General features: G+C 58.4%; 19 protein-coding genes. 8 read left to right on the forward strand and 11 right to left on the reverse strand.

Annotated elements, in window-relative coordinates; translation table 11 throughout:
* Positions 1-13: 13 nt before the first annotated feature.
* On the reverse strand, positions 14-1,243 hold the full coding sequence (locus ACJ8J5_RS00430) for an L-lactate MFS transporter (protein WP_060433775.1): 1,230 nt from the start codon (positions 1,241-1,243) through the stop codon (positions 14-16).
* Positions 1,244-1,640: 397 nt separating this feature from the next.
* On the opposite strand from ACJ8J5_RS00430, the gene ACJ8J5_RS00435 reads away from it, so the two are divergent.
* Positions 1,641-1,973, forward strand: coding sequence for a DUF2502 domain-containing protein (locus tag ACJ8J5_RS00435; RefSeq protein ID WP_025303752.1), 333 nt, complete (start codon positions 1,641-1,643; stop codon positions 1,971-1,973).
* 4 nt (positions 1,974-1,977) lie between these two features.
* Here the strand turns inward: ACJ8J5_RS00435 and ACJ8J5_RS00440 are convergent, their stop codons facing one another.
* The 3 genes from ACJ8J5_RS00440 to ACJ8J5_RS00450 all read right to left on the reverse strand — a co-directional run bounded on the left by ACJ8J5_RS00440 (position 1,978) and on the right by ACJ8J5_RS00450 (position 5,744).
* On the reverse strand, positions 1,978-2,712 hold the full coding sequence (locus tag ACJ8J5_RS00440) for a LytR/AlgR family response regulator transcription factor (protein ID WP_089181175.1): 735 nt from the start codon (positions 2,710-2,712) through the stop codon (positions 1,978-1,980).
* Entirely contained in the window at positions 2,709-4,400 is a 1,692-nt protein-coding gene (locus tag ACJ8J5_RS00445; protein ID WP_025303750.1) for a sensor histidine kinase, read from the reverse strand. Before ACJ8J5_RS00445 ends, ACJ8J5_RS00440 begins: the two co-directional genes overlap by 4 nt.
* A gap of 99 nt (positions 4,401-4,499) precedes the next feature.
* Entirely contained in the window at positions 4,500-5,744 is a 1,245-nt protein-coding gene (locus tag ACJ8J5_RS00450) for a DUF1479 domain-containing protein (RefSeq protein ID WP_414105042.1), read from the reverse strand.
* Positions 5,745-5,912: 168 nt separating this feature from the next.
* Here ACJ8J5_RS00450 and ACJ8J5_RS00455 point away from each other — a divergent pair, with 168 nt between their 5' ends.
* The 3 genes from ACJ8J5_RS00455 (at position 5,913) to ACJ8J5_RS00465 (ending at position 8,436) form a co-directional block, all read left to right on the forward strand.
* Positions 5,913-6,452: a GNAT family N-acetyltransferase gene (locus ACJ8J5_RS00455; RefSeq protein WP_060433771.1), complete on the forward strand. Its 540-nt coding sequence runs from the start codon at positions 5,913-5,915 to the stop codon at positions 6,450-6,452.
* 119 nt (positions 6,453-6,571) lie between these two features.
* Positions 6,572-7,801 (forward strand): alanine transaminase, encoded by a 1,230-nt coding sequence (alaC, locus tag ACJ8J5_RS00460; protein WP_060433769.1) that lies wholly within the window; start codon positions 6,572-6,574, stop codon positions 7,799-7,801.
* 110 nt (positions 7,802-7,911) lie between these two features.
* The gene (locus tag ACJ8J5_RS00465; protein WP_060433767.1) at positions 7,912-8,436 is read left to right on the forward strand and encodes a cytochrome b; all 525 of its coding nucleotides are present in this window, start codon (positions 7,912-7,914) and stop codon (positions 8,434-8,436) included.
* A 66-nt stretch (positions 8,437-8,502) separates the two neighbouring features.
* On the opposite strand, the gene ypdK is transcribed toward ACJ8J5_RS00465, so the two are convergent.
* The 3 genes from ypdK to ACJ8J5_RS00480 form a co-directional block, all read right to left on the reverse strand.
* Positions 8,503-8,577, reverse strand: a complete 75-nt coding sequence (gene ypdK / locus ACJ8J5_RS00470) for a membrane protein YpdK (protein WP_099782600.1) — start codon at positions 8,575-8,577, stop codon at positions 8,503-8,505.
* 558 nt (positions 8,578-9,135) lie between these two features.
* The gene (locus ACJ8J5_RS00475) at positions 9,136-9,573 is read right to left on the reverse strand and encodes an antitoxin HicB (RefSeq protein ID WP_025303746.1); all 438 of its coding nucleotides are present in this window, start codon (positions 9,571-9,573) and stop codon (positions 9,136-9,138) included.
* Positions 9,574-9,656: 83 nt separating this feature from the next.
* A complete protein-coding gene (locus ACJ8J5_RS00480; protein ID WP_043140239.1) occupies positions 9,657-10,109 on the reverse strand; it encodes a DUF805 domain-containing protein in 453 nt (150 codons plus the stop codon).
* A 283-nt stretch (positions 10,110-10,392) separates the two neighbouring features.
* On the opposite strand from ACJ8J5_RS00480, the gene mltB reads away from it, so the two are divergent.
* The gene (gene mltB / locus ACJ8J5_RS00485; RefSeq protein WP_049203736.1) at positions 10,393-11,481 is read left to right on the forward strand and encodes a lytic murein transglycosylase B; all 1,089 of its coding nucleotides are present in this window, start codon (positions 10,393-10,395) and stop codon (positions 11,479-11,481) included.
* 58 nt (positions 11,482-11,539) lie between these two features.
* Here the strand turns inward: mltB and ACJ8J5_RS00490 are convergent, their stop codons facing one another.
* Positions 11,540-12,691 (reverse strand): porin, encoded by a 1,152-nt coding sequence (locus ACJ8J5_RS00490; RefSeq protein WP_025303743.1) that lies wholly within the window; start codon positions 12,689-12,691, stop codon positions 11,540-11,542.
* Between the two features lie 396 nt (positions 12,692-13,087).
* On the opposite strand from ACJ8J5_RS00490, the gene ACJ8J5_RS00495 reads away from it, so the two are divergent.
* The 3 genes from ACJ8J5_RS00495 to ACJ8J5_RS00505 are packed head-to-tail and all read left to right on the forward strand — an operon-like array spanning position 13,088 to position 14,654.
* Positions 13,088-13,378 carry a hypothetical protein gene (locus ACJ8J5_RS00495; protein WP_049200124.1) on the forward strand — a complete coding sequence of 97 codons (291 nt, stop codon included), beginning with the start codon at positions 13,088-13,090 and terminating at the stop codon, positions 13,376-13,378.
* A gap of 46 nt (positions 13,379-13,424) precedes the next feature.
* Complete coding sequence (locus ACJ8J5_RS00500; RefSeq protein WP_049294925.1) at positions 13,425-14,348, forward strand: DMT family transporter; 924 nt, start codon at positions 13,425-13,427, stop codon at positions 14,346-14,348.
* Positions 14,349-14,351: 3 nt separating this feature from the next.
* On the forward strand, positions 14,352-14,654 hold the full coding sequence (locus ACJ8J5_RS00505; protein WP_049294901.1) for a hypothetical protein: 303 nt from the start codon (positions 14,352-14,354) through the stop codon (positions 14,652-14,654).
* Between the two features lie 11 nt (positions 14,655-14,665).
* Here ACJ8J5_RS00505 and dsdC read toward each other — a convergent pair whose 3' ends face one another.
* The 3 genes from dsdC to ACJ8J5_RS00520 form a co-directional block, all read right to left on the reverse strand.
* Entirely contained in the window at positions 14,666-15,595 is a 930-nt protein-coding gene (gene dsdC / locus ACJ8J5_RS00510) for a DNA-binding transcriptional regulator DsdC (protein ID WP_025303739.1), read from the reverse strand.
* A gap of 441 nt (positions 15,596-16,036) precedes the next feature.
* Positions 16,037-16,288, reverse strand: coding sequence for a CsbD family protein (locus ACJ8J5_RS00515; protein WP_025303738.1), 252 nt, complete (start codon positions 16,286-16,288; stop codon positions 16,037-16,039).
* Positions 16,289-16,422: 134 nt separating this feature from the next.
* Positions 16,423-17,919 carry a helix-turn-helix transcriptional regulator gene (locus tag ACJ8J5_RS00520; RefSeq protein WP_414105043.1) on the reverse strand — a complete coding sequence of 499 codons (1,497 nt, stop codon included), beginning with the start codon at positions 17,917-17,919 and terminating at the stop codon, positions 16,423-16,425.
* Positions 17,920-18,088 lie beyond the last annotated feature (169 nt).

An 18,088-nucleotide genomic window follows, 5' to 3' on the forward strand; every position in this document is an offset into this window, starting at 1 on the left:
TTTTCGTGGGGTATCAGGCTTTGGCCAGCTCCGCCGTTTGGGCGGTTTCTGCCGTTTCCGCTGCCACCGCCTTCGGCGCTTTGATGAACAGCGTAATCAGCAGAGAAGCGGCGGACAGGACGCCAATCACCATAAAGGTGGCGTGGAAGCCGCCGAAGTATTTGGCGACGAACGAACCGGCCAGCGCGCCCAGGCCGAAGCCCTGGTAGATGATGCCGTAGTTCTTGCTGTGGTTTTTCAGGCCGAAGAAGTCGCCGACAATCGCCGGGAACACGGTGATGTTGCCGCCGAAGCAGAAGGCCACCGCGCCGACGCAGATGAAGAACAGCGTGTGGTTCAGAGTCATGAAGCTCAGGGCGACAATCGCCAGCACGGTAACCAGCATGGTGAAGCTGATGACGCGCATGCGGCCCACTTTATCGGACAGCGTACCCAGGATGATGCGGCCGGCGGTGTTGAAGATGGCGACGGCGGACACGGTGTTGGCGGCGGTGGCCAAGTCCATCCCGGCCAGTTGAACGCCCATGTCTTTCACGATGCCAATCAGATACAGACCGCTCATGCAGGCAGCGAAGAAGATGGTGAACAGCAGGTAGGCTTCTTTGGTGGCCAGCATCTGACGCACGCTGTAGTCGTTACCCAGACCGTTGGCGCCTGGTTGTGCGGCGTTGGTCGCCAGCACCGGCTCTTTCAGCAGCAGGGAGCCGACGACGATCAGGCCCATCACGATGGCACCCCAGTAGAAGAAGGCACCGGAAACGCCGACGTCGGCGATCAGGGCGGCGTTGACGTATTTGAACAGCAGGCTACCGCTGCCGAAGGCGCCGACGGAGATGCCGGAAATCAGGCCTTTGTTGGCGGGGAACCACTTAATCAGGTTGGACAGGGTGGAGATGTAGGCGATACCGACCGCAAAGCCCACCACCACGCCGGCCAGCAGGTAAATCATGTCAAGCGAGCTGACGTGGGCGCTGGCGATGAGACCCAGGCCGACCAGGATGCCGGAACACAGCGTCAGATTGCGGATGCCGAAGCGTTCTTGCAGCTTGCCGGCGAACAGCGTGGCGAAGGCCAGGAAGAAGCTGGTGATGGAGAAGGTGGTGGCGACGTCTGCCAGCCCCCAGTGGAACTTGTCGACCAGCGGCTGGTTGAACAGGCTCCAGGTGTAGATGGTGCCCAGACCCATCTGACAGATGATGGTGCCGAGAACGATTAAGCTGCGATTTGCCGGTTTGGTGTTCATGGCCGGTCTCCTTCCTGTGTGTGCGTTGCCGGGCGTGAGCCGTTGGCTGAAATTTGCGGGGTGAATCTGTGTTCCCGCGGTATGGGCTTATTATATGGCCGGCACCCCCGGCGGGCGGCGGATCGGGAATGAGTTGCACGACGGAAGGAATGAAATGCATGTTATGCGGCGTGAGTTGCCGTTTTTGCGCCGAAAAGCGCGTGAAATGCCGGGGGTGACACGTGATCTACATCAAAGATATCAACGATTTATTGTTAATCGCCGGTGAACGATTGTGGTGAAATTGTGAAGGATGCGTCTGAAAGGCGTAAATCGGCATTGCGCCTATAGAGCGGCGATGAGCGCGGGACTATGTTATCTGCGATCGGACGAGGTCCGCTCTGCAGGAGTCCATGAAATGAAAAAAACGCTGTTGTTACTGGCCGCGCTGCTGGCGCTGCCGCTGGCGAGCCAGGCCGACGTGTCCATCGGCGTGAACGTGCCGGGCCTGTCGTTGCATATCGGCGATCGCGATAATCGCGGCCACTACTGGGACGGCTATCGCTGGCGCGATCCGCGTTGGTGGGCCGATCATCACCGGTATGAACGCCCGCGCGGGTACTATTACGGCCCGCCGCCACGGGTGATTTACTACGGGCCACCGCGGCGCGACTGGCGAGATCGGCCGCATTACCGCATGCCGCCACCGCCGCCGCCCGGCTATTACTACCGTCCGGGCCCGCGCTGGTAAGCGCTTACAGGCGCATCAGCTTGCGGAACTCTTTCACCTTGCTGCGGCTGACCGGCACTTCAAACTCGAGATCGCTCAGCCGCAGAATGTAGGTATTGTTGAACCAGGGGACGATCTCGCGGATCTTCGCCAGGTTAACGCAGTAAGAGCGATGGCAGCGGAAGAAATGTTCTTCCGGGAGCCGGCCGTAAAACTCGGTGATGTTCATCGGCATCACGAACTCTTCCCGGCGGGTATAGACCCGCGTCACCTTTTCATCGGCGGCGGCGTAATAGATGTCGTTGATGTCGGTAACGATGATCCGCTCGTCTTTGATCAGGTTGATGCTATGGCTGCCGCGGCTCGGCGCGCTGGCCGGCTCCGTCGCGCCGGCGGGGCGATGATGCAGCGCCTCCAGCTTTTGCAGCATGGTGACGATGCGCGCCTCGTGATAGGGCTTGAGGATATAGTCGAACGCTTCGATCTCGAACGCTTCCACCGCGTGCTCTTTATAGGCGGTGATGAACACGATCGACGGGCGATGCGTGAACTTGCTGATGTTTTGCGCCAGCAGCACGCCGTCCAGCGACGGGATGTTGATGTCGAGGAAAATGGCGTCGACCTGGTGGGTTTGCAGGTATTTCAGGACATCGAGGCCGTCCTCGAAGGTGGCGACGATATCGATATTGCTGTGTTTCTTGATCAGGTAGCTGAGTTCTTCCTGCGCGAGGAATTCGTCTTCCACGATGATGGCTTTCATGAGGCCTCCCCGACCGGCGGCGCGCTCGGCTCCTGATGCAGCTTGCCGCCGTTTTTGCTGATGTAGAACGCGATTTCGGTGCCCGGCTCCAGGCGGCGGATATGCAATCCCTCGCCGTACAGCAGCGACACGCGGTGATGCACGTTAAGCAGGCCGATATTGTGGCCCGGCATCTCGTTGCGCGCCACCCGATCGATGGTTTCCTGATTGATGCCGTGGCCGGTATCCTTCACCGAAATCTTCACCCGGTCGCCCTGATCTTTCACCGCGATCACCACCACCCCTTTCCCCTTGCAGGGTTGGATGCCGTGCACGATGGCGTTCTCCACCAGCGGTTGGATCAGCAGGCTCGGAATACGCACCGAGACGTCGTCGTCGATGTCGTAAATTACCGTCAGCTTGGCGCCGAAACGCGCCTGTTCGATGGCGATGTAATCCTGGATCTGATGCAGCTCCTTGCGGATATCGATCAGTTCATCGTTCAGCTCCAGGTTGTAGCGCAGGTAGCGCGACAGGTTGATGATCAGCTGGCGCGCGGTGTCCGGATTCAGGCGAATGGAGGAAGAGATGGCGTTCAGCGCGTTGAACAGGAAGTGCGGGTTAATCTTGCTCTGCAGCGCGCGCATTTCGGCTTTATCCGCCATCTGGCGCAGGTGTTCGATGCGCGAAACCTCCATCTGCGTGGAGATGATCTGCGACAGCCCGACCGCCATCACCTTCAGCGTGTTGGTGATCTGGTGGGCGTGGCAGTAGTAGATTTTCAGCGCGCCGGTCACTTCGCCTTTTTCCCACAGCGGTACCACCAGCTGCGAATGGATCTGCGGCGCGGCCGGGTTTTCCAGGTTGTTCTTGATGATGATTTTGCCGTGGCGAATGCTTTCGCGGGTGACGCGGCTCAGCCCTTCGCGGCCGATCGGGTAGGCTTCACGCCCTACGCCGACGTAGGCCAGCACCTGGTGGGTATCGGTGATCGCCACCGCGTCGGCGCGGATGTCCTGGCGAATGATATCGCAGATGGTGGCCAGCGATTCGCTGTTGATGTTGCGGAAATAGGGCAGCGTCTTGTGGGCGATATCCAGCGCCAGTTTGGCCTGGCGCGCGGCGATCACTTCTTTCTCATCCTCGACGCTCTGTACCAGCAGCACGATCAGGCCGATGCACACCGTACCGAGGATCATCGGCAGGGCGATCTGCGACACGATGTCCAGCCCAAGCTCGGTCGGCTTGGCCCATAGCACGATCAGCAGCATGGTGAGGGATTCGCACAGCATGCCGCCGACGATGCCGGCACGCCAGCGCTGCTCTTTTTTCACCTTGAGGTTGATGTAACCGGCGCTGATGCCGGCGATGATGCTGGTGATAAGACAAGGCACCGAGGTGATGCCGCCGATGTCGATCAGATAACGGTGCACGCCGGCGATGATGCCGGTGACGATCCCCACCCAGGGGCCGAACAGGATGCCGCCGGCCATGATGGCGATGACGCGCACGTTAACCAGCGATCCTTCGACGTTGATGCCGGAGTAGGTGCTGAACAGCGCGAACAGCGAGAAGATCGCCGTGACGATGCCGAGCTCGAGCGGCGTATGGTCTTCTTTTTGCAGCAGTTGGCGGAACAGCCGGGTGCGGGTCAGGAAAAACAGACAGATCAACATCAGCGCGGCGCGATCAAACACCGCCAACAGCATTTCAAAAAAAGGGTGCACGACGGGTTCTCGCTGCGGCTTACGGATGGCGGCAGTATACCACAGCGAAAGGGGCCCGTGGCGTGCGCCACGGGCGGGGGATCAGCCCATGCCGAGCTGCGCTTTGCCCAGTGGCGTCAGCAGGTCGACGGTGGCGCGGCCGTCGAAATCCACCTCGAAGTCGTCAGGGGCGAAGTCTGGCGGCGTTCTGCCGTCGATAAAGCTCGGCAGCTGGCGCTGCAGATAGGCGTCGTTTTTCTCGCAGCCCGGCGCGGCAGCGATGTACATCACGTTGCTGTCGAACTCGCCGTTATGCTCGTTCTCCACCGCGTGGATCACATCGCAGTGCCAAAAGACCGTGTCGCCCGGCTCCAGATCGGGAATGGGGGAAATCCCACTTAATAAAAGGGGATGCCACTTTTCCGAGATCGACAGCGCGCGGCCCGGTGCCGCATCGCACAGATCGTCGTCGGCGACGTCGTCCTGCAGCGCGCGCAGCAACACATAGGCCATGGCGTTGGCGATCGGCACCAGGTTCAGCGTGCCGGCGTTGGTGCGTTGCGGCGTCAGCGCCGTCCAACCCTGGAAGGTGCGGAACATCGAGCAGACCGCCGGGGAGGCTATTTCGCGCACCTCGGTGCGGCCGTCGGCGGCGAAGGGATCGTACTGCTGCCAGTCGCCGGAGAAAACGTGGCGATATACATAGCGGAAGTTTTCGTCCAGCCAGCGCTCAATGGTGCCGCTGTCGACGTGCGGTGACAGGCCCAGCGACGAGGAGTTCGGCGGGCGGCGGCGGGTGCGATCGGCGTAGGTGGCGACGCGGGTCGGTTCGAAATGCTGTTTGCCGTTGCTCTCGGTGGCCCACAGGCTGTTGAGGAACACCTGCACCGCATGCATGCGCGCATCCTGCCGCGCTTCAACCTGCGGTTTTGACCAATAGATGCCGTAAATCTGCGGCTTGCTGGCGGCCAACTTGCCGAAATAGTTGTCTTCGGCGGCGTTTTTCAACCGTTCGACGAAGTTGTTGCGCTCAAGGTAGTCGCCGATTTCCCGGTTCCAGCCTTCGGCCTTGGCGCGGGGGAACACGTCGCGAATGGCGCAGGCGCCGCGCTGTTTGATCAGCGCTATTTGTTGCTCGCTGACGCGCTGCTGCAGGATATCTTCTGCGTCGATCTGCGGCACCGGATTATGGCCGGCGGCCAGCTCGCGGCGGATCTGTTCGACCTGGCCGCGGATGTTCTCTTCCAGCGCTAGAAAGACGTCGCGGTAGTTCGGCAATGCCTGGCGCAGCTGGCGCTTGACGTTAACGATCGTCTGCGGAATATCGTCGATGACTAAAGAGGCCATGGTGTTCTCCTGGTGCCGCGTGGATAACGGCGGCGGGCAGTTGTAGGGAATCGGGCAAGACGTTAAGGTTTTGTGGTTTTAACGTGAATGATTATCGGCAACCAATCGGGGAAAATAAAGAGATATCTTTCATTCGTAAGTTCCTCTTTTTCGTTTTTCGGAGATTTTATGAAGCTGGTCACTGAACGTCTGCACTTACAGTCGATAACCGTCGAGGATTGGCCGCTGTTTCTGCGCCTGTACCAAGATCCCGAGGTGATCCGTTACATCTCCGATCCGCGCAGCGAAGCGGAGATCCGCGCTCGGTTCGAAGAGCGGCTGCCGGCCTGGGACAAACACGGCGAGCAGTGGTTGTGTCTGGTGATGCGTGAGAAGCACAGCGGAGAGGCGGTGGGCATTACCGGCTTTCGTCCGCACTGGGCGCCGTATCGGCAGGCGGAAGTGGGATACGGGAGTTTGCCTTCCGGGCAGGGCAAGGGCTATGGCAAGGAGTCGCTGCGGGCGGTGCTGGATTTTGCGGTGAACGCCTGCGGTTTTCACAAGCTGACCGCCACCGTGACCGCCGGTAACGTCGCCTCGCGCGGCCTGCTGGAGTCGTGTGGTTTCCAGCTGGAAGGCACGCTGCGCGACAACTACCGTCTGGCGGATCAGTGGTGCGATGACTGGCTGTTCGGGCTGTTGGCGGCGGAGTTTCAGGGCGGCAAATAAAAATATCGCGCCAGGTATCGACAAGCTCGTCGGCGCTGCGCTATGTTCGATATTCGGTCAGTTCGCTGGCCAGCGTCGCTCGGACGGTCCGGGCGCTAACGTCTATCGAGGAATCCCCTATGGCTGATAACAGTCCACAGCGCCGTTTTACGCGCATTGAACGCCTTCCCCCTTACGTATTCAACATCACCGCCGAACTGAAGATGGCCGCACGCCGTCGCGGTGAGGATATTATCGACTTCAGCATGGGGAACCCCGACGGCCCGACGCCGCCGCACATCGTGGAAAAACTGTGCGCCGTCGCCCAGCGCGACGATACCCACGGTTACTCTACTTCGCGCGGCATTCCACGCCTGCGCCGTGCCATTTCGCGCTGGTATGCCGATCGTTATCAGGTGGATATCGATCCGGAAACCGAAGCCATCGTCACTATCGGTTCGAAAGAGGGGCTGGCGCACCTGATGCTGGCGACCCTTGATCACGGCGATACGGTACTGGTGCCGAACCCCAGCTACCCGATCCACATTTACGGCGCGGTGATCGCCGGCGCCCAGGTGCGCTCGGTGCCGCTGGTGGACGGTGTGGATTTCTTCGGTGAGCTGGAGCGCGCCATTCGGGAAACCATTCCGCGCCCGAAAATGATGATCCTCGGCTTCCCGTCCAACCCGACCGCGCAGTGCGTAGAGCTGGATTTCTTCGAGCGGGTAGTGGCACTGGCCAAGCAGTACAACGTGCTGGTGATCCACGATCTGGCCTATGCCGATATCGTCTATGACGGCTGGAAAGCGCCGTCGATCATGCAGGTGCCGGGGGCGAAAGACATTGCAGTGGAGTTCTTCACCCTGTCGAAAAGCTACAACATGGCCGGCTGGCGCATCGGTTTCATGGTCGGTAACCCTGAACTGGTCAGCGCGCTGGCGCGCATCAAGAGTTATCACGACTACGGCACCTTTACGCCGCTGCAGGTGGCGGCCATCGCCGCGCTGGAAGGCGATCAGCAGTGCGTGCGCGATATCGCCGAGCAGTATCGGCAGCGCCGCAACGTGTTGGTGAAGGGGCTGCACGAGGCCGGCTGGATGGTGGAAAACCCGAAGGCGTCGATGTACGTATGGGCGAAAATTCCCGAGCCTTATGCCCACCTCGGTTCGCTGGAATTTGCCAAACGCCTGCTGGCGGAAGCCAAGGTCTGCGTCTCGCCGGGCATCGGCTTCGGCGACTACGGCGATACCCACGTGCGTTTCGCGCTGATCGAGAACCAGGATCGCATCCGCCAGGCGGTGCGCGGCATCAAGGCGATGTTCCGCGCGGACGGGCTGCTGAAACCGGGCAAGGCCGGCAGCGCCAAATAATCCTGTCAGGCCGGGCGTTCGCCCGGCCTTATTTTTTCCGTCCCAAGGTTTTCTTCATCATTTCCCCATTATGCTCAATTACGCTGAATTTTATTTTTTGGATAGAGTGTATGAGCAACCGCTACGCGCGATCGCAAATCGTTTTACATTGGCTGACTTTGCTGATGGTGATCCTCACCTATGCGGCGATGTTGCTGAAAGACTCGGTGCCGGAAGCGTGGGCGCCGATGGTCAAAAATCTGCACTTTAATTTTGGGGCTTCGGTTTTTGCCCTGATGCTGATTCGGTTGGCGGTGCGCGCTTTCCACGCGACGCCGCCGACCACGCCGCCGCTGGAGGAGTGGCAGGAAGTGGGCGCCAAGATCTTCCATTGGCTGCTGTACGTGGTCTTCCTGATGTTGCCGTTGCTGGGCATGTTAACCCTGGCCTACGGCGGGAAATCGTGGTCTTTGCTGGGCTGGCCGATGCCGCAGTGGGTGACGCCGGATCCGGTGATGCGCAGGCTGGTCAAAACGGTTCATGAGACGCTGGCGAATATCGGCTACTTTATCATTGGCGCACATGCGTTGGCGGCGCTGTTTCATCACTACCTGCGTAAGGACGACACCTTGCGCCGCATGATGCCGGGCAAATGATCGTTAACAGAAACGACAAAGGGACGCTTGCGCGTCCCTTTGGCTGTGTTCCTGGTCTGGCTACCGTCAGGCAACCATCAACATGAAGGTGCCAACCCAGGCAACCAGCATGAATGACACGCCCATCAAAAAATATTTCACTGAACAACTCCTGTCTGGAGTCCTCGCCAGCAATGATCCCGATTGTTGTGCTGAGTATTTTATGGGCAGCCTGCTTGTCGGGCGGATTCTTCCAAGCGAAAGAACAACGTCCTCGAGCGCGGGCTGTCCGGTTGTCGCGCCTCATGCTCCGTGAGGTAAAATCCGAACCGCGACAGGATCGGCGCTAATGTACTCTCAATACTGGTCTGATTTCAATACTGTGTTTTTGATCACAATTTTCGGCTATTTTTTGAACAGGGTGCGCTGTTTTATAACGCTTTTTATGGGCGGGCGACAGGAACTAGCCCGCCGTGGCGGGCTGTTAAATAGGGGATGAAGCAATGCAGCGGCGGGCGCTCAGGCGACGGCGTTGATGCCGGTCGCCAAAATGACCCAAAAAACGAGACAAGACAGCAGAATAACGGCCCAAATATGACGGCGACTCCACTCCATTTTTAGCCTTCGTTGTTGCGACAAGTGATTAGGTAGCCATCATATCGGCGCAAAACGGGGAAAATTTAGTCCTGCTGGCGAATATTTCGCTAACTTAGCGCTAACTCATTGGCAAACTTCGCTTATCGTCACGCGCACTTCGTAGCCCAGCAGATACAACGCCTGCTCCAGCGCTTCAACCTTCGAGGCGTAGCCGATATCCAGCAACCGCTCCATTTGCCCGCCGTTGAATCCCAGCTTGCGCGCCAGCGCCGCTTTGCCGGTGTTTTTGCGTAGCATGGCATTGTGCAGTTCGATCTTCAGCGCCACCAGCGCCGGCAGGTGTACTTTCAAGTCATCGGTTTGCGCAGGAGAAGGGGCGGGCAGAGGCAGACCTTCATCCATCGCGGCGGCGATGGCGGCCAGCAGGCTTTCCTGCGCTTCCAGCTCGATGTCTTCGCGTTTATAGCAGGCAGATTGCCACTCGGGGAAGTCGTGGAAACCGATCTGCCAGGCGTCGCTGTCGCTATCGAAGGTGTAATGGGCGGGGTAGTGGCTGTACATGGCAATCCCTGATTGAAACCTGAATGAGGCGCTATTGTGACGGCGCGGCCGGCGGATAGCCATAGCCTTGAGCGGAATGGCGCTCAATCGGCATGTTCACGCGGCTTGCGACGCAGCCCGTCGGGCGGCAACAGTAGGGCGCAGATCATGACGGCCAGACTGAACAGCGGCAGCCAGCGCGCCACCGGGCCGGGGGAGTAGTTGTTGAGCACCGAGCAAACGTAGCATGTGACGGCCAGCACCCAACCGGGCAGGCCGATATCATTAAGGCGAAACGCGGTTTTGGCCATAAACCACGCCACCAGGCCAAAACAGAACAGCGCCCACACCATGATGCACAACAGATACAGCAGCACCGAGACGAATTCCTCGGTGTCGCCGTGCGCATGGGCGCGAAAATGGTTTTTATCCAGATAGGTCGACAGAAACGACAGCAGCACGATGCCAACGGCGAAGATCGCCAGCGAGAAAACAAAGGGTTTGCGCGAGATGCGCCCGCGGTAAAGGTCTTTGGTGAGTTGTCCGAGAGATTCCATCACAGTCCGTTGTCGTCATCATTGGCCGCCCGGCGGAGGCCGGATGGCAAGCAGCCGGGCATTCTAGCGGGGTAAACGGGGGCGTCAAGGTGATAATTTTTCTCATTTAGTCGCGGTTGAGATTCCACGCGGCCGCACAGGGCGTCCTTTCACCGAGCAAAACGTCACAATTTGGCACGTTTGGCCACCTGACGCGGTCATTGGCGGCATAATCCTGTTTGTTCGCGTTGAACAATGCATTAACATAACTCCCACTTATCTCTTGCATGGCTATGGATATCCGATGCGTCACCTGGTTGCGCTTTTACCGCTGATTACCTTGCTTGCTGCCTGTAGCAGCACGCCGAAACCCAGTACCACCGCTACGCCGCAGAGCACCCCGGTAAAGGGCGGCTTTTTGCTGAGCCCGGCGCACAGCGGCGCGCCGCTGGGAGGGGATTTCGCCAATAACCCGAATACCGCGCGCTTTATCGATAAGATGGTGCAGGAACACGGGTTTGACCGGCAGCAGCTGCACGACGTGCTGGCGCAGGCTCGGCGATTGGACTCGGTGCTGCGGCTGATGGACAGACAGGCGCCGACGCCGTCTACTCAGGGGCCAACCGGGCCGAACGGTTCCTGGCTGCGCTACCGCAACAAGTTCATCACCCCGGATAACGTGCAAAACGGCGTGGTGTTCTGGAATCAATATCAGGATGCGCTGCAGCGCGCCTGGCAGGTGTACGGCGTGCCGCCGGAGATCATCGTGGGGATTATTGGCGTGGAGACCCGCTGGGGCCGCGTAATGGGTAAAACCCGCATTATCGACGCGCTGGCGACGCTGGCCTTCAACTACCCGCGCCGCGCCGATTACTTCGCCGGTGAGTTGGAAACCTTCCTGCTGATGTCGCGCACCGAAGGTGACGATCCGCTCGAGCTGCGCGGCTCCTTCGCCGGCGCGATGGGCTATGGGCAGTTCATGCCTTCTTCCTTCAAAAGCTACGCGGTCGACTTCAACGGCGATGGGCATATCAACCTGTGGGATCCGGTCGATGCCATCGGCAGCGTGGCCAATTACTTCAAGGCGCACGGCTGGTCCAAGGGCGAGCCGGTCGCCATTCAGGCCAACGGCCAGGCGCCGGGGTTGGAAAACGGCTTCAAGACCCGCTACTCGGTCGCCGCACTGGCTGAAGCCGGCCTGAGCCCGCAGGGTTCGCTCGGGGATAACCAAGAGGCCAGCCTGCTGCGGCTGGACGTCGGCACCGGCTACCAGTATTGGTACGGTCTGCCGAACTTCTACACTATCACCCGCTATAACCACAGCACCCATTACGCCATGGCGGTATGGCAACTGGGCGAAGCGGTAGGGCGCTCGGCGCGCGGCGGCTTCTGACCGCTGCTTCAAACAACGAAAAAGGCCGCTTGCGCGGCCTTTTTTACGTTCTGAGCAATCAGAAATCGTAGCGCAGACGGACCACGGTCATATCGCCGAGGTTGTCGGTGCTCGATGTCAGCACGTGCTCTACGTCAACGCGGAAACCGTAGTCAAACTGTACGGTAACCCCGAGGCCGTTGTCGATGCGCTGGTAGTTGCGGCCGCTGATGTATTCCAGGCGGTCGCCCATGAAGTACGGCATCACCGATTTCACCGCGTACTGGCCCACCGGCACGGTATAACCGGCCAGGTATTCGATACCCCACGCATCGCCGGCGAAGTAATTGTTGACGTCGGCTTTCTTGGTGGTCAGGAAGTCGTTGTAGTAACCGCCGCCGAAGGTGAGCGTCCAGTTGTCCGGTTTCCAGCTGATGGCGGTACCGAAAATGTTTTGGTCATAACTCTTGCTGCCGCTGGTGGACGGGTTGCGCATTTCGGCGCGGGTGTAGTTCCAGGCGGTACCCCAGGTCAGATCCTGTGTAATGTGGTAATCCACACCCAGTGAGCCGCCGCCTTTGCGCTTATAACGCAGGCCGTTGCCCGGCAGGTAGTCGCTGTCGCTGAACAGGTACGAGGCGTAAACGTCCGCATCGCCGAAGCGGTTCTTGTACTTCAGCATTTTGCGTGAACGGTAAGAGCCGTCGTAGTCGCCGTTGATGCCGTTGCCCGGTGCCTGGGCCAGCATGTCGTAGTCCCAGATATCGGTCTTGGCGCCAACCACGTCATAGTAAACGCTGTTTTGCTGACCGAAGGTCATCTGGCCCCAGGTGTTGCTTTTCAGGCCGGTATACAGCATACGGCGGCTGGTGTTTCTCGCGCCGTCGGCATAGTGGTGATCCCAGTCAAACAGCGCCGGAATGTTCACACCCAGCTCGTAGTAGCTGATCCAGCTGATATCGTCGAACAGGTAGTAGTCCGCTGCGAAACGGAAACGGGTGCCGCCATCGAAGCCGTTACGCTTATACGAGCCCTTGTCACCGTCGCCCGTCATGTTGTTGAACTGCGGACGGATGCTGCCGCCAACGGTGAAGTTCAGGCGGCTGAGCGGATCGCCGGCCTGTGGATCTTGCTTCAGCAGAGTGATTTCTGCCTGAGCGGCGAACGACGCGCTGCCGATCGCCAGACCCAGCGCCACCGCTTGAGTCACTACGCGCAATTTCATTGCCATGTGTTATCCCTGTTTTATGTATGACCGCCCCATCAGCGCCGCCATGCCGATGTTTTGCGCAGAACGCTGCGTTTTCACGCATTTTGACGGTTTTTTTGGTGTTTTAGCGGCGGGCGGCATTTGTAACATAAACGGTGAGATAAATAATTACTTTTCTTGCTAATTATTGGCCGGTTTTTGACCATTTCGTGCGGTGAAAAGCGCCATTATTTATGTCTCTCGATTCGGATGAATTCATCTAACGCCAAGGTTTATATTTTTCATTTGTCAGTCATCGGCGTCAGCCTGTAATTTTAGTCGTGCAAGAGATAATTAATTTCAGCCTGTCACCGCCGTATTAACGTTTGCCTTCTTCTGCGTAAACGGTCGGCAGGAATAAGCGATTGGGAGGTCGCCATGAGAAATCTGTTAATGTTGTTGGTGGGGCTGTTTTCATTACCGGCGATGGCGGCGGAGTCGCACGTTTGCCATTCTCAAGCTTATGATTATGCAGAGGTTAGCAAACTCAGGTTATCTGACGATACCCTGTTTACCTGCCGCGGCGTGGGGCGCCTGACGATCCCGGAATTGGCGCGTAAAGGATGGCGGGTGATTCATTTAGCGCAGCAAACTGAATATACCGACTCCGTCGACAGCGATGGTGAGGTTATTAAACTTTATCAGGAAATCGTGGTGTATAAAGAATAATTCTACGGTGGCCTGTGATTATTTCAACGGTGGCGAGAATTCTATTATGAATGCAAGAGTCGGTATTGACGGCAGGGCCGCCGCCGCCATGGTGCTGCTTTGCGCCATCTGGGGGATGCAGCAGGTGGCGATCAAGGCCGCCGAGCAGGATGTGTCGGCGGTGCTGCAAATTGCCATTCGCTCGGGCCTCGCCGCGCTGGGGGTATACCTGTTGGCTCGTTGCCGCGGCGAGTGTTTCACCTGGGATCGCGCCACGCTGAGCGCCGGTTTGAGCGTAGGGGCATTGTTCGCGCTGGAGTTCTTTTTTGTCTCCGAAGGGCTGCGCTACACCAGCGCCTCGCATATGGCGGTGTTTTTGTACACCGCGCCGCTATTTTCCGCCCTCGGTCTGCATTTTCTCCTTCCTCAGGAGCGTCTGTCGCCGGTGCAGTGGCTGGGCATGCTCATCGCCTTTGGCGGCGTGGTGCTGGCCATATCGGGCATGGCTGACGGAAGTGGCGGAGCCGATCGGCTGAAAGGCGATTTCTATGGCCTGCTGGCGGGGATCGCCTGGGGCGGTTCTACCCTGGTGATCCGTACCACGCGTCTGGCGGAGTGCCCGGCCAAACAGACGTTGTTATTCCAGTTGACGGGCGCCTGCGTGCTGCTGTCGCTGCTGGCGATAGCGACGGGCAATTTGCACGTCGTCCTGAGCCCGGTGGCCTGGTGCAGCCTGCTGTTCCAAACGCTGATCGTGTCGTTTTTCAGCTACCTGATCTGGTTTTCACTGCTGCGCCGTTATCAGGCTTCCTCGCTGGGCATTCTCACCTTTATGACGCCGATATTCGGCATCCTGGCGGGGGTCGCCATTCTCGGCGAACCACTGCAAATTGAGTTTGTATTGGGTGCCGTGCTGATCGTGCTGGGGTTAATCGTGGTGAGTTGTTCATATCTTCTTTATTTTGACCGAAGGGTGGCACCAAAAATATAAATTATGGATGTTGATGTACAGAACTACCAAATAAGCTGCGAAAGCCAATTCATTATTCAGTTGCAAATATCCCGCTATGCTTGGGGCGTGCCGCTGATTACGCTCAGCGATAACGGTGATTTTACCGTGATAAGAAGCCGAGGCTGGTCGAGGTTGGCGAATGGGATGCGATTGGAGGTTTATTATTTTGCCAATAATTCCCTGCTGACCTGGGATAAAAGTCGCAAATATATTTCTTATTCAAAGGCCGGCCGGCTCTACGCCTGCGCGCTGCATTTTTCTTATTCCCCCAAAGTAGAGCGCTAACCCTCTGGCCATCAGACCAGAGGGGAGATTTTCATGATCCACTGCTTAAACGCGAGGATCTTGGGCCACTGCCGTTCGGAAATGGTCGAGGTAAAATAGCAGTGCTCACAGGGCACGGTCATGTTGGTGAACGGAATGATCAGTTCGCCGCTTTTTATCCAGTCCTGCACCAGATTAAGCCGCCCCATGGCGACGCCAAGGTGCCGTGTGGCGGCCAGTACCGCGAGATCGGAACGGTCGAACTCCATGCTTTTACTGTCGGTATCCAGCCCCAACGCAAAGTGTTGTGACCAGGTTTGCCACTCATCTTCGCCGGAGTTGTAGCGATCGTGCAGCAGCGTACAGTGAGCCAGGTTTTCCGGCGCATCGTACAGGTTATGTGCAGCGGCGTACTGCGGCGTGCAAATCGGCACCATCGATTCCTGCATAAAGGCCTCGTCCAGATGCCGCCCCGAGGGCAGTTTGCCGAAGTACATCGCCAGGTCCACGCCGCGGTTGGCCAGGTTGATGATTTCCTGCCCGGTCAAAATGTTGAGGTGAATGGTGGGGTGCTGGGCGATAAAGTCGCCGATGCGCGGCAGCAGCAGACATTGCACCAGAGACGGGTGCGAGTAGAGGGTCAAGGTCCCCGTCAACTCGCGATTTTTGATGTCCAGGATTTCCTGATTCAAGGTGTTGAAGGAGCTGTCCAGCGCCCATTGCATGCGCTCGCCCTCCGGTGTCAGCGTAATTCTGCGATGAAAGCGTTGGAATAGCAGAAAGCCCAATTCCTTTTCGAGCAAATTAATGCGGTGGCTCACGGCGCTGGGGGTGATCGACAATTCTTGTGCCGCCAGCGCAAAAGATAAATGACGGGCGACGCATTCGAAAGTATGCAGCCTGGAAAATTGATAGCTGGTCAGCGGGGTCGCCCGCTGTGAATGTTTTTTACTGGGGAACATGCTATTTCTCCGTGCGCACAATCTGGCAATATTAACATTTAATGGCGCGGAGGATAAACCCAGCCTGATTGATCTATTCGGTTTTTATACCGAGGGATTTCGATATGTTGAAGAGAATTGCATAACAACCGGAAATAACAGACGGTGGGGGCGATGATAATCAGCAATAGGACGAATATAATAAAAAGAGGTGCCGTTAAGCAGCGAGTAAAGGCGGTGTACCGCAGCCTGAACGATAAAAGCTCATATTCCCTGCGGGATATAACGGTTTCGCCATAATCATCCGTCGCATGGCGACGTTGAGTACGCGTTAAGCCCGGATGCCAACGAGATGGAGGTAGCAATCGATAACGCTGAGCCCCGCCTGGCCAGAGAACCGTGCCCAGTGGTTACCCACCGGGCACAACATTCAGGGAAAAGCAGGTTGATCGTCGGCGCTAATCAACGGCGACGCAGCAGCAGGCCGGCCAACAAACCTGCGCCGGCAACGAGTGCCAACGCGGCGAGGGGGTTTTTCTTCATCATACTGCCGGCGCAGCTCAGGGCGTCGCCGTATTTTTCTTGCAGCGCGCCCACTGCCTGGCGCGTGACGCCTTCGGCCTGCCAACGTTCGTTACCGCTGACGTCGCCTGCGATTTCCTGCGCTTTGCCCGCCACTTTGTCCATCATGCCATTGGCTTTTTCGCTGTTCATTATGATGTGCTCCTAAGGTTCGATCCGTTTGGCGTTCGCACAGAGCGAAAGCCTGCATTTGCACCGCCATGTTATGCACTTCACTCTGCGCTCATAAGGGGCGTTTGCATCGGTGCGGGTAGTGCATTTGCAGGCTACTTGCCGTTCCTGGAGGCCGCTCCGCCGGTAAACAGCCCGCGCTCTCTGGCCCAGACGATGGCTTCGCTGCGGCTGTGCACGCCGAGTTTGGAATAGACCGTCGCGACATGATTGCGGATGGTGTTGAGCGCCAGATTGAGACGCGCCGCGATTTTCTTGTCCGGCAGCCCCTCGCAAATCAATTCCAGCACATCGCGCTCGCGCGGCGTGAGGTCGCTGCCGGTGAATCCAGCCTGGTCGGGCCGGTTGATGCTTTTTACGTTGGCCAGTTTTTCGATCAAAGTTTGGCTGAACCACGAGGCATCCTGCATCACTTCTTCGATGGCATTCACCAGCTCCAGCTCCGATCGTTTACGCTCAGTAATGTCCATGAGCACCAACAGGTAGCAGGGCGCATTATGGATACTGACGGCATCCGCCGAGGCCACGCAGTCGATTAGCTCGCTCCCTTTCTTTCGCACCTGGATATCCAACCCTTCGACGTTGCCGCTTTTTTCCAGTGCGGCAAACAAACGGCGGTTCGCCTCGGGATCGTCAATAAACTGGATCTCATCGACCGTTTTGCCGATCAACGCTTCGGCGTCGTACTCGGTGGTGCGGGTGAACGCTTCGTTGACGTCCAGCACGCGCCGCTCGTCTGCGGTACACACCAACGTCGGCACCGGGCTCAGGCGAAATGCCTTGGCGAACCGCTCTTCACTTTCTCGCAGCGCCGATTCCGCCAGGCGCCGGGGTTCGAGATCGGTAAACGTGAACAGCATGCAGTCGTCTTCATTGATATCCAGCGGTTGACCGGCAACCACCACCAACTTGCTTCCTCCGCCGGGCAGTTTCAGCTCGGCCTCCATCTGCGGAATGGTGGCGCCTTCCCCCAGGCGCTGAACCGCCAGCTCTTTGTGCTCTGCCTGTTCCAAGACGTCGAGTTCATAAACCGAACGCCCCATGACCTGTTCACGCTGGTAACCGGTCATATCGAGGAACCCCTGGTTGACCTTGACGTAACGCAGGTCGCTTAGCCGACAAATGACCGCCGGCGCCGGATTGGCGTTGAAGGTTTTTTCAAAGCGCTGTTCGGCGCTGGCCCACTCCGTTGCGTCGCTCAGGATCAGCGCCAGCAGCTCCGGCTGCCCCTGCGCATCGGTGATGATCAGGCTCCGCAGGCGGTGCACCCAGAAGCTCTCCGGATCGTCGACCTGCCGAACCTCCACCACCACATCGGTGAAGGTTTCGCCATCGGCAACCCGGCTCAGCGGGTACTGTTCCAGCGCCAGCGGGTGGTTGTTGCGATAACGCAGTGCAAAACGCGCCGCGTACTCGCCGGCATCAGCCCCCAGGGCTTTCTGGTGGCTCACGCCGTGCATGGCCAACGCGGCTTCGTTAGCCCAGAGAAGCGTTTGATCGGTATCCGTCAGGATCACGCCGTCGGACAAGCCGGAGATGATTTGCTGCAGGTGGCCGCGGTGGGTTTCGCTGGCCAGGACGGATGGGTTCATGTGCTCTCCGCTAGACAGAAGGGGAGCGGCCTCTGATCGGGGCCGCGGGTTACGCTACTCGCTGAGCAGCTTAGTGCATAACGTGCGTATTCGCAGGGTGTGAATGCACTAGGCATTATGGCGCAAATGAACTGGGACGGCCGACGCCGCCGCGCGGCAGACTGAATTT

This window comes from Serratia sp. CY43202, from assembly GCF_052168755.1.
Classification (GTDB): Bacteria; Pseudomonadota; Gammaproteobacteria; order Enterobacterales; family Enterobacteriaceae; genus Serratia; species Serratia bockelmannii.